Here is an 11,392-nt window from a genome sequence, read left to right as displayed (position 1 = left end):
TAAATCTCTATATAATTTTCCTAACTTAAAATATATTCATTACCTCTATGTCTTTATTTCCTGCCCCTTCCATCATCTCATTGTACATTCCAAGAATTTCTTCTCCATAGGTAGGACTTGGTGCCCAATTTTTGCTTAAATCAATTACTGAATTAGCTTTCCCAAATATTGAAGCAAAGTGTCTAGGGTCCTTTGTTTCAGCCTTTGGATATCCTTCTGCCCCTGCATATAAGGCTAAATGATCCAAATGAGCCTTTACTCCCTCATTCCAACTTTTAAATTTCATATGAGCTTTAGGGTCTTTATCGCTCCCACCCTTATTTGTTTTTAACCCACACGGATTATGATATGAAGCATCTAATACTCCTCCAAAATTACCGTAGGCAGTTTCCTTAGCTGCTTGTACATACGCTAAAGCTGGATTAACATCCCCATGTTCATCTGAATATTCCCAATATAAATCAGCAAGCTCAACAAATTCCTTAGTGGCTCCTTTTCCTTGTGCCCATTTCTTAGCATCATCTACTGTTATAAAAACATCTGAAACTATTGGTATATCCTCTTCTGTTTCTATTTCTATTTTTACGCTCTGCGCCTCTGTTACATGAACCACATCTATGTTTATTATTGTTAACATTACTAATATTGCTACTATTAAAGTTTCTATGTTAAATTGGTCTTCCTTCACAATAGGATCCTCCTAATACTATTGCATAATATTCTCTATAAATAATATGCTATCCTATTCTTATTTATGTAAAAAAAGTGAACCCAAAACTTGAGCTCACTAAAAATCATTACTCTTTATTAATAACTTCCCAAAAGATTAAAATTAAAGTTCCTACAAAATAGCATATAATATCTTTTACATCAAAAGATGTACCTATGAGAATTGTAAAAAATCTACTATTTTGAAGATGTAATAACTCAACTATTCTAAAGTACTGTAAAATCTCAACTAAAACACCAAATAAAAAAATATATATAGGCAAATTTTTTATTTTTCTTCCAATTATTCCTCTTATAAATGTGTATATAACTATTACAACTAAAACATCACCTATATAAGGTCTAATAAAATTATCATGTACAAATAGTGCAATAAAAACCTCAATAATTAATAAGATTAAAAAGGCAACTAAATATCTTTTATTTATTTTCATAAAAACACTTCTTTCAAACTAATTTCTTTAAATAAAAATATCATAAATTTTTATTAATTATAGCACATAAAGAAAAATCAGTAAGTAAAGCTTTACCTACTGATTAAAAATATTATGAAACCTTTAGTGATCTTATTTTACATTCTTTTTGTAAGTAGTTATCTTTTATATAGTTGAAAACTTCTTTATAGTCCTCTTCACCATATTTTTTAACTAACATAACATTTAAACTTGTACCAAACCATACTCTACAGAAAGAAGGATCTATCATTAATTTTGCCCCTTCTTTACCATTTATTCTTACATTTTCATCTCCTAATAATGTATTAAAGTGATTTATAAGCCCCATCATTATTCTGTCACCCATTTTAGGATCTTCATCAGCTATTGTAACGAAGTAATATGACCAAGCATATAAAAGATTTTCTTCTATAGCTATTCCTGCCACTTTTTCTCCTATAGTTTCATTAAAACATCTATGCATATAGTAAGATAATTTCTTTATGTTTTCTTCAAATTTCTTTTCATAGAAATTCATTTCATATCCTACCATCATATCTAATTTGCTCATAATGCACCCCCACCAATATTTGTATTCTCAGTATAACATAAAAAGGGTAAGTAAATCATTACTTACCCTCGTCTATCTTTGAAAAATTTTGTTAATATTTTACTACATTTTTCATCATTCTCCCAAACTACTTCAAGAAAATAATTTAGATTATGATTTTGAAGAATATTAACTACAGAACCAGCTGCTCCTGTTGTATCATCAAAGGTACCAATATAAATTTTTGAAAGTCTACTTTGAAGAATAGCTCCAGCACACATAGGACAAGGCTCTAAAGTAACATACATCTCGCAACCATGAAGTCTCCAATTATTTAGTTTATTACAGGCTTCTCTTATGGCAAGAATTTCTGCATGGGCTGTTGGATCTTTTAAGGTCTCCTTTAAATTATGAGCCCTTGCAATGATTTCTCCATCCTTTACTATTACAGCCCCTACAGGAACTTCTCCCTTTTCTCTTGCTTTTTCTGCCTCTTCCAAAGCTAAACTAAGCACCCTTAACTCTCCTCTTTTTCTCGTTTATATGTGTAAACTCTAACCTTTTTTACCCTATTTCTATCTAATTCTTCAACAATAACTCTAAAGTCATTAGTTTTAATTTCCTCGCCAACCTTAGGCATTCTTCCTAAATAACCTATTACATATCCTCCAATAGAATCAAATTCCTCAGATTCTATTTCAAATCCTATCATATCACTTAAGTCAGAAAGTCTTGTGCTACCATCTACTACGAACTCATTTTCTTTGATAACTTCTATATCTTTATCTCTCTCATCGTATTCATCTTCAATATCTCCTACGATTTCTTCTATTAAGTCCTCAATAGTAACAATACCAACTGTTCCGCCATATTCATCTAGTACTACTGCTATGTGATTTCTAGTTGTTTTCATCTCTGCAAATAGTTCTGTTATCTTTTTAAATTCAAAGGTTCTAAAAGGTTCTCTCATGTATTCTGTTACATTGAAATTTTCCTCATCACTATCTAAAAGAATTAAATCTTTAACATTTAAAATACCAACAATATCATCTATTGATTCATTATAAACTGGTATTCTTGAAAATTGTTGTTCTTTTATTACTTTTAATACTTCTTCGTAGGTAGCTGTAACATTCACTGCAATGACATTTACCCTTTGAACCATTATATCTTTTACTTGAAGATCTCCAAATTCAAAAACATTGAATATCATTTCTTTTTCTTCAACTTCAAGAACTCCCTCTTCTTCACTTACATCAACCATTGTTTTTAATTCTTCCTCTGTTATAAATGGCTCACTTTTATTTAAATCTCCACCTAATAATTTTACTATTAGGGATGATACTGAAGAAAATAACCAAACAAGAGGTTTGAAAACTGTAACCACTATATTTATTATAGGAGCTACGGCTAAAGAAACCTTCTCTGCATTTTGCTTAGCTAAGGATTTAGGTGTTATTTCTCCAAAGATTAATACTAATATTGTCATAACCCCAGTAGCTAAAGCAACTCCACCATCACCAAATATTCTAAAAGCAAGTGTTGATGCTAATGATGATGCACCTATATTAACTATATTATTTCCTATTAAGATTCCACCTAATAATTTATTAGGGTCTTCTAATAATTTTTCTAATAACTTAGCTCCTTTTACTCCCTCATCAACCATATGCCTTACTCTTATTCTGCTTAAAGCCATTAAAGCTGTTTCTGAGGCTGAAAAAAATCCTGATAAAATTATCAAGATAATAAGAAGCACAATTTGAAACGTATATGGGTCCAAATAAACCCCTCCTATTATTCTATATATTTTTCTTCTTTTTTTATTTTCCTATATAATTATTATATTATACAAAAATTTCATATTAAATAATAATATTTAAAAAACTCCATATAAATATGGAGTTTTTCCTTCACAGTTAAAACCATGGTATCCCCAGTAGGAATCGAACCTACATTTATCCCTTAGGAGGGGATTGTTCTATCCATTGAACTATGGAGACTTATTTGAATTTTATAATAATTTTAACTCTTTAACTAATATATGTCAACAAAGCTTATTTTATAACTATCCCCTCTAAGATGTTAATTGTAATCTCATCTATAACTTTATTAACATTAAACTCTTTATCTCTACTTAATTCATATAGGGATGTTGATATAAGACTTCCAAATAAACTGTGAGCTAATAAAGAAATATCACACTCTCTTATTTGTTTTTTGGAAATAGCTTCTTTTAGTATTCTCTCTATTCCTTCAATATACTCAGTTATTTTATTTCTTAGTTCATCCTGCCTAGTTTCTTTTCCCCAAAGCTGACTCATTACCATTTTAAAAAATGCTCTATTTTCATATAATAATTCAAATTGCATTTTAAAAAGTTTTTTTAATTTTTCTATAGGCTCATCTTCTAAATTTTCTATATCAGTTAATTTTTCATGCCAAATTTCTAAGCCTTTACTAATTACAAAATTAAAAATTTCCTCTTTACTTTTAAAATTATAATAAAGTGTTCCCTTAGCAACATTAGCTTTAGATGCAATTTCATCTACAGTTGATCCATTATAACCTGAAGTAGCAAAAACGTTTATAGCTGCTTCAAAAATAGCTTTCTTAGTTCTATTCATACTACCAACTCCAACACTTATTCTTAAAACAATTTAATCATATACCACTTATTTTATTTAATCAATAATATAAATTTGTAATTTCTTGTTTACAAGTTGAATTTATATATATAATAATATAATATATGTATTTAACATAATTTTTAAAGGGAGATTATAATTTATGATAAAAATTTATAACAGGAAAACAAAAGCTTATGATGTTGAGCAAGTAGCTGGTCTTAAATATATAAATTGGTCTTATGCATCTCCTATAGGAAAAAGCTTCTTAGAATTATTTATTAAAAAGAAGATGTTCTCAAAACTTTACGGAAATTTTTGTGACTCTCCTTTAAGTAAGAAAAAAATTAAAGCCTTTATTGATGAGTTTAATATTGATATGTCTCTTTGCAATAAAAATATAGATGAATTTGAAAACTTTAATGATTTCTTTGCAAGGACCTTAACTCCTGAAGCTAGACCTATTGATTATAGTGAGAATATTTTAATTTCTCCTGGAGATGGCAGATTATCTGCATTTGAAAATATAGATCTTAATAAAGTTGTTCAGATAAAAGGATATACATATTCTTTAAAAGAATTAATAGATGATCCTAAAGTAGCTGAAGAATTTGAAGGTGGAACTTGTCTTATACTAAGATTATGCCCAACTGACTATCATAGATTTCACTTCGTAGATAGTGGAACTTGTAGTGAAAGCAAGAAAATTTCAGGTTTTTATTATTCAGTTAATCCTATAGCTCTTAATAATGTATCTGAACTTTTCTGTAAGAACAAAAGAGAATGGTCTATTTTTAACTCTGATAATTTTGGTGAAATTCTTCATGTAGAAGTTGGTGCTACTTGTGTTGGTACAATACTTCAAACATATTCTCCTGAAAAAAGAGTAAAAAAAGGAGAGGAAAAAGGATACTTTAAGTTTGGTGGTTCAACTACTATCTTATTCTTTAAAAAAGATACTATAAAAATAGATAGTGATATAGTTGAACAAACTAAATTAGGTTTTGAAACTAAAGTTAATATGGGTGAAACTATTGGTCATAAATAGTTAAAAAGGAGCTTAATTATTTTAATAATTAAGCTCCTTTTTTATAAAATAAGATTATAGGAGAATTTAAATTTATTTTCTCCCTATTTTCTTTATTTATCCCAAATAAAAATTTTATTTTATTATTTTTTCTAATTCTTCTTTAAATGCTTTTTTATTGCCATCAAAAACAACTAAGTTTATTCCCATCTCTTTAGCTCTTTTTGAAATAGATGATTTAATTGGAGGGTGTGTTGCTACTAATATTTTTATTACATTTTCTCCTCCTAATTGCTCAGAATAAACATTTAATTCATTTAAGGCAACTTCATCATATTTTTTTGAATCTTTACAAGAAACACAAATAAGTACTGAATCCTTTATGGCAACAACATCTAACTCATTTTTAACTCTAGATTCTTTATCATTCCAAAGAAATAATAAACCACTTTTTATATCATCAATGCTTTTTATTTCCTCAATAATATTTTTTGTTAAAACTTCAAGCCATGTTCCACTTTTAAAAATAAATCCTTTTATAAATTCATTTTGAAATGTTACCTTTAAACATTGCTCTAATTCTTTTACTTTTATTTGGCCATTTTTCTCTAAAAAGTTAAGTATTTTATCAAGAAGCATAACTTCTTCTCTGCTCAATAATTCCTTATCTATTTTTATAATTCTAGGATTTGATTCATCATGGATAAAAACAGAATTATCACTTAATCTTATTTTATACTTTTTCCAAAGATCTAAATTACTAGCTATATAGTTAGTCATAGTCTCTATAATATTTATCTCTGAAATTTCTGTTGAATCCACAACAATAGAAGCCCCTATACTGTCTATGATGTCTTCTACATCCAAATCTACGAAATTACACTTTTCACATTGTACACTTTCTAAATTTAACTTTAAAAGTTCTTCTTTAGGTATATCAAGAAAGAATCCATCTATATTATGTTTTAAAGCTAGGGTATACATTATTAAAATATCTTTTTTATCCCCTTGATTTAAACATATAGCTGTATTTTTACTTTTCATTCTCTTTATAATTTCTTCTATGGATGAAATAATATCCTTTCCTAACTTTTCATCACTAAAATTGCAATTAGGAAATTTATTTAAATAAAACTGTCTCAATGAATTTAAAACCTTTAATTCTTCATCCTTTTTATATAAATAAATTATCTCTTTAGGCTTTAACTTTTCAGCTAATAAAATACTTGATTCATTATGTTCATCTAAAATCGTAATTATAAAATCATAATTCATATTCTCACCTTTAGCATATTATTTTATCTTATTTATAAGATAATCGGACTAAAATTCTTGATGAATTAAGCTCATTTTATAATTATTTTCACCTAAGTAAATTTTTTTATTCTAACTTAAATACACTATTATACCTAATTAAACTCTTCAACAATTTCTACAACTTCTATCCTGCCATCTATAATTGTTTCTATTAATTCATTTTCACAAAAATCATTATTCCAATAATTTTTAGCAAATTCAAATTGTTTCTTTATTGAGACTGTCTCAGTTTTTATATTGTATGAATTGCCATCAAAGGAATTGCCTATTGACTTTAATTTTACTATTTGAAATGTAGGTCTACCAAAATAAATAAAACTTTTTGCCCATTTCTTAGCATCCTCTAAATTCCTTGATACATATAAACAGGCCATCCTTGAAGGAGCATTAATATTTTCTCTTCTTCTCTCAATTTCTAATATCAACTCTCTATATCCTTTTGTTGACCACTCTAAGTAATTACTTAAGATCTCCGTATCCTCTTTATTTAAATTAAGTTTTCCACCCTTAATATTTTCTCTTACTATTTCAAGTGATGTCTTTCCATTTGAATTTCTAAAATCAAAATTTAAACTTCTCTCATATACTCCATTATGATTATCCTCGTCAAAAATTATAACTTGTCCTAATTTCATAGGTTTTTCTGTAACAACATGATAAAAATATTGTTCCTCTTTTTTCATAACTCTCTCCTTTTGTATATTTTAATTTTTATATTTAACTTTATAAGTTATATACTTTTCAAAATATATCTTTTCTCTCTACCCTAGTTAAAATCTATAATTTATTATAAACCTATTATATTCTCTATTTAAAAAATTGCATAAAAATAAGGGTTACAAAAACTTGTAACCCTTGAAATTGGTGCGGCGAAGAGGATTCGAACCCCCGACCAATCGGTTCGTAGCCGACTACTCTATCCAGCTGAGCTACCACCGCATATTAACAGACTTATAATATCATATATTCATTAATAAATCAAGATATTCCATATTATTCCCAAAGCTTAAATTATTATTAAATATTTTATTTATGGGCAATTCTTATGTTATACGCCCTAGATATTTTTTACATTAAATATTATACTTATTTAGAATAACTCTATTAAGAAAAGGAGGAAGATTTATTTTGAAAAAATTTGTTATATTTACTGATTCGGCAGCTGATCTGCCAAAAAGCATGGTAAAAGATTTAGATATTAATTATTTAGGACTTATATGTAATATTAATAATACAGAATATATTGATAATATTGATAGCGAATTAACTCCAAAAGCTTTCTATAATAAATTAAGAGAAGGTATCATGCCATCAACAAGCCAAATAAACTCATTTAGATTTGTTGAAGCCTTTGAAGAATATGTTAAACAAGGGATCTCTATTTTATACTTAGCATTTTCATCAGCCTTAAGTGGAACATATAATAGTTCACTTATTGCTAGAGAGGAATTATTAGAAAAATATCCTGATGCTGATATAAAGATAATAGATACTAGAGCTGCCTGCTTAGGCCAAGGATTACTAGTTTACTATGCTGCTCAAATGAAAAAGGATGGAAAGTCTATAGATGAAATTTACTCTTGGGTAGAGGAAAACAAAAATAATTTATGTCATTACTTTACTGTAGATAGCTTAGATCATTTAAAAAGAGGTGGAAGAATTTCATCTACAGCAGCAGCTATTGGTAGCTTGTTAAGTATAAAGCCAATGCTATATGTAAATGATGCAGGGGAACTTCATAACTTTGCTAAGGCTAAAGGAAGAAAAAAATCTTTAAAAATGTTATTCCAAGAGCTTGAAAAGCGTATTGTAAACCCTGATGAGCAAACAATTTTTATTGCTCATAGTGATTGTGTTGAAGATGCAGAGACTTTAGCAGAAATGATTAGAGAAAAATATCCTGTAAAAGACATACTTATAGATTATATAGGAATAGTTATAGGTTCTCACACAGGTATAGGAACATTAGCTGTCTTCTTTTTAGGAGATACAAAAGAACCTTAATAAATTAAGTTTATTATAAATTATTAAAATAAATAAAAAATTAAAACCTATAAATATATTTTGATTAATTATCTAAATATATTTATAGGTTTATTTTATTTAATCTTATTTTTCAGCATAAATTTTTATTATGTTTAGTATTACTTCAACAGCTTTTTCCATTGAATTTATTGATATATATTCATATCTTCCATGGAAGTTTTCTCCGCCAGTAAATAAATTTGGTGTTGGTAGTCCCATAAATGATAATCTTGCCCCATCAGTACCTCCTCTTATAGGATTTTTGATTGGCTCAATTCCACATTGTTTCATTGCTTTTTCAGCAGTTTCTACAATATGCATTCTAGGTTCTATCATTTCCTTCATGTTCATGTATTGGTCTTTTAAAGTTACTGTAACAGTACCTTCTCCATACTTTTTATTTAACTCTTTAGCTATTTCATTAAATCTTTCTTTTCTATTTTTAAAGCCTTCTTTATCAAAATCTCTTATTATAAATGATAATGAAGTTTTTTCTACTTCACCTTGTATATCTAATAAAAATGAGAAACCTTCATATCCTTCTGTTTTTTCTGGAACTTCATCTAAAGGAAGCATAGAAACAAATTCATGAGCAACTAAAATAGAGTTAATCATTTTTCCTTTAGCACTTCCTGGGTGAACATTTTTACCTATTATTTCAACCTTAGCACTTGCAGCATTAAAGTTTTCATATTCTAATTCACCTATTCTTCCACCATCTAATGTATAAGCAAAATCTGCTCCAAAGCCTTCAACATCAAAGTGATCTGCTCCCTCTCCGATTTCTTCATCTGGAGTAAATCCTATTTTAATATCACCATGTTTTATTTCTGGATGATTTATTAAGTATTCAATAGCTGTTACTATTTCTGCTATCCCTGCCTTATCATCAGCGCCTAAAAGAGTAGTTCCATCAGTAGTTATTAAAGTTTGACCTTTATACATTGGAAGTTCTGGTGAAAAACTTGGTGATAATGTATATCCATTTCCAAGTTCAATATCTTTACCATCATAATTTTCAACAATTTTAGGATTAACATTTTTTCCACTCATATCTGGTGCAGTATCCATATGTGAAATAAATCCTATTTTCGGAATATCCTTATTACAATTGCTCTTTAAGCAAGCATATACATATCCTTCTTCACTTATTCTTACTTCATCTACTCCGATTTCCTTTAGTTCTTCTGCAAGGATTTTTCCTAGTTCTAATTGACCCTTTGTACTAGGAGTAACCCTTGTTGTCTCATCTGATTTAGTATCTACTTTTACATATTCTAAAAACCTTTCATGAACTTTCTTCATGCTCAACACCACCTTACATAAAAATTGTTAATATTTTGTTAAAACCATTACTTTATACTAATATTATGACTGTTTCACAAAAAAAATACAATAGTTGTCATTTATTAATGAGTAAAAATGCCCTATAATGATTAATGTTGGTATTATTGTCCATAATTAAAGTAAATTACTAAATTTAAATAGAGGTAAAAAATGAAAAACAAAAAACTTTTAATTTCAATTTCTTCAACAATATTAATATTATTAATTATAATTGTTGCATACTTTATATTGTCATTCTCAAACAACTTAAACAAATTTAAAGAGGATTTAGCATTAAATAATTATGAAGCTGCCTCCAATTGTTTTAATAATGGGACAAAGAATATTATATTAAGAAAAACTTTTCTTAAATCATCAGATAATGTAATCATAGAAAAATTATCAGAAATAGAAAATGATTATTATTCTGGAGATATATCTGAAGAAGAAACTGTAGAAGATTTAAATGGACTATTATCCTTAAATACGTCTAATGAGGAAATCTTAAATTTTAAAAATACACTTCCTCTAATAAAAGATTCAAAGGACTCATTTGATATTGGAATTTCTAAGCTAGATGAAGAAAATTATTTAGAAGCTTTAAACTACTTTAAAAGTGTACATAATCTTTCAGATTGTAAAGCTCAAGCACTAGAATATGAAGAAACTTGCTTAGATAAAATAAGAGAACCTATTTTAAAAACTGTAGATGAATATATATCTAATGAAAAATATTCAAAAGGAATAGAATATTTAGATTCTCAAATAAACTCTCTACCTGATGATCCAAAATTACAGGAAAAAAGAGATGAATTAGAAAATCTTAGATTGGAGCATCTTGAAGATTATAGCCAAAAGAATATAGATAAAGCTACAGCTAGAACTGCTCCAGTTATGGAATATTATAAAAAATTAAATGAAGATACAATAAACCAATTTGATATAACTAGTAACACTAATTATTTGGTTTTTGTAAATATAGCTGAACAAAAAACTTATGTATATGAAGGCTCAAAAAATGATTGGACTTTAGCTAAGACATTTACATGTTCAACTGGTATTGAAGGAAAAGAAACTCCTGTAGGAGTATTTACTGTGCAAAATAGAGCTCCTTGGTTTTTCTCACCTAAATACGGACAAGGTGGAAAATACTATGTTCAATTTATGGGTAACTATTTATTTCATTCAATCCCATTTGATTCTGACAAAACTACAATATCTGACCCAACCTTAGGGGTACCAGCCTCCCATGGATGTATAAGATTAGCAGTTGAAGATTCTAAATGGCTATATGATAATGTACAAAATGGTTCAAAAATAATAATTTACTAAAATAAAAAACAGCTCATTCCGAGCT

General features: G+C 27.8%; 12 protein-coding genes and 2 tRNA genes. 3 read left to right on the top strand and 11 right to left on the bottom strand.

Annotation, left to right across the window (positions count from 1 at the left end; genetic code table 11):
* Window positions 1-25 precede the first annotated feature (25 nt).
* The 7 genes from QP548_RS15095 to QP548_RS15065 form a co-directional block, all read right to left on the bottom strand.
* The gene (locus tag QP548_RS15095; RefSeq protein ID WP_003458203.1) at window positions 26-688 is read right to left on the bottom strand and encodes a glucosaminidase domain-containing protein; all 663 of its coding nucleotides are present in this window, start codon (window positions 686-688) and stop codon (window positions 26-28) included.
* A 109-nt stretch (window positions 689-797) separates the two neighbouring features.
* A complete protein-coding gene (locus tag QP548_RS15090; protein WP_061426037.1) occupies window positions 798-1,163 on the bottom strand; it encodes a DUF2809 domain-containing protein in 366 nt (121 codons plus the stop codon).
* 112 nt (window positions 1,164-1,275) lie between these two features.
* Window positions 1,276-1,734, bottom strand: coding sequence for a hypothetical protein (locus QP548_RS15085; protein WP_061426036.1), 459 nt, complete (start codon window positions 1,732-1,734; stop codon window positions 1,276-1,278).
* 62 nt (window positions 1,735-1,796) lie between these two features.
* Window positions 1,797-2,228 carry a nucleoside deaminase gene (locus QP548_RS15080; RefSeq protein ID WP_003450857.1) on the bottom strand — a complete coding sequence of 144 codons (432 nt, stop codon included), beginning with the start codon at window positions 2,226-2,228 and terminating at the stop codon, window positions 1,797-1,799.
* 2 nt (window positions 2,229-2,230) lie between these two features.
* Window positions 2,231-3,496: an HlyC/CorC family transporter gene (locus tag QP548_RS15075; protein WP_061426035.1), complete on the bottom strand. Its 1,266-nt coding sequence runs from the start codon at window positions 3,494-3,496 to the stop codon at window positions 2,231-2,233.
* 145 nt (window positions 3,497-3,641) lie between these two features.
* A tRNA-Arg gene (locus QP548_RS15070) sits at window positions 3,642-3,716 on the bottom strand.
* 54 nt (window positions 3,717-3,770) lie between these two features.
* On the bottom strand, window positions 3,771-4,340 hold the full coding sequence (locus QP548_RS15065) for a TetR/AcrR family transcriptional regulator (RefSeq protein ID WP_003479653.1): 570 nt from the start codon (window positions 4,338-4,340) through the stop codon (window positions 3,771-3,773).
* Between the two features lie 163 nt (window positions 4,341-4,503).
* Between QP548_RS15065 and QP548_RS15060 the strand changes: the two genes are divergently transcribed.
* The gene (locus QP548_RS15060) at window positions 4,504-5,388 is read left to right on the top strand and encodes a phosphatidylserine decarboxylase (protein WP_003450844.1); all 885 of its coding nucleotides are present in this window, start codon (window positions 4,504-4,506) and stop codon (window positions 5,386-5,388) included.
* Window positions 5,389-5,502: 114 nt separating this feature from the next.
* Here QP548_RS15060 and QP548_RS15055 read toward each other — a convergent pair whose 3' ends face one another.
* From QP548_RS15055 to QP548_RS15045, 3 genes are all read right to left on the bottom strand, one after another.
* Window positions 5,503-6,642 (bottom strand): Card1-like endonuclease domain-containing protein, encoded by a 1,140-nt coding sequence (locus tag QP548_RS15055; RefSeq protein ID WP_003479654.1) that lies wholly within the window; start codon window positions 6,640-6,642, stop codon window positions 5,503-5,505.
* 134 nt (window positions 6,643-6,776) lie between these two features.
* Complete coding sequence (locus QP548_RS15050) at window positions 6,777-7,367, bottom strand: DUF2441 domain-containing protein (RefSeq protein ID WP_061426034.1); 591 nt, start codon at window positions 7,365-7,367, stop codon at window positions 6,777-6,779.
* A 179-nt stretch (window positions 7,368-7,546) separates the two neighbouring features.
* Window positions 7,547-7,623: transfer RNA gene (locus QP548_RS15045), tRNA-Arg, on the bottom strand.
* Between the two features lie 189 nt (window positions 7,624-7,812).
* Between QP548_RS15045 and QP548_RS15040 the strand changes: the two genes are divergently transcribed.
* Window positions 7,813-8,688 (top strand): DegV family protein, encoded by an 876-nt coding sequence (locus QP548_RS15040; protein WP_061426033.1) that lies wholly within the window; start codon window positions 7,813-7,815, stop codon window positions 8,686-8,688.
* A gap of 105 nt (window positions 8,689-8,793) precedes the next feature.
* Here QP548_RS15040 and pepT read toward each other — a convergent pair whose 3' ends face one another.
* Window positions 8,794-10,014 (bottom strand): peptidase T, encoded by a 1,221-nt coding sequence (pepT, locus tag QP548_RS15035; RefSeq protein ID WP_061426032.1) that lies wholly within the window; start codon window positions 10,012-10,014, stop codon window positions 8,794-8,796.
* Window positions 10,015-10,206: 192 nt separating this feature from the next.
* Between pepT and QP548_RS15030 the strand changes: the two genes are divergently transcribed.
* On the top strand, window positions 10,207-11,367 hold the full coding sequence (locus tag QP548_RS15030) for a L,D-transpeptidase (protein ID WP_061426031.1): 1,161 nt from the start codon (window positions 10,207-10,209) through the stop codon (window positions 11,365-11,367).
* Window positions 11,368-11,392: the final 25 nt, after the last annotated feature.

Origin of the sequence: Clostridium sp. UMB9555A (genome assembly GCF_030222355.1) — a bacterium.
Classification (GTDB): Bacteria; Bacillota; Clostridia; order Clostridiales; family Clostridiaceae; genus Sarcina; species Sarcina perfringens.
The sequence above is the reverse complement of the archived record's forward strand: the minus strand, read 5'-3'. Positions and strand labels throughout refer to the sequence as shown.